The organism is Desulfocurvus sp. DL1XJH-121 (assembly GCF_054819825.1).
In genome coordinates this window covers 1-229 of sequence record NZ_JBTVWW010000235.1, presented here as the reverse complement: position 1 = coordinate 229, position 229 = coordinate 1, and the positions used below count along the sequence as shown (strand labels likewise).

Genomic DNA, 229 nt, shown 5'->3' with positions numbered 1-229 from the left:
ACCGGCGTCGGCGGCGCCGGTCTGCACTGGTCGGGCGTACATTTCCGCGTCGATCCGATCGAACTGCGCATGCGCAGCCATTATGAAGAACGCTACGGCAAAAACTTCATTCCGAAGGACATGACCATCCAGGACTTCGGCGTGACCTACGACGAGCTGGAACCGTTCTTCGACAAAGCGGAGAAAGTGTTCGGCACTTCCGGCACCGCCTGGACCATCAAAGGGCAGA

At 59.0% G+C, this 229-nt stretch carries 1 pseudogene; it reads left to right on the top strand.

The annotated features are described in order from the left end of the window. A pseudogene (locus ACYYG1_RS17990) lies at positions 1–229 on the top strand (GMC family oxidoreductase); the annotation flags it as partial.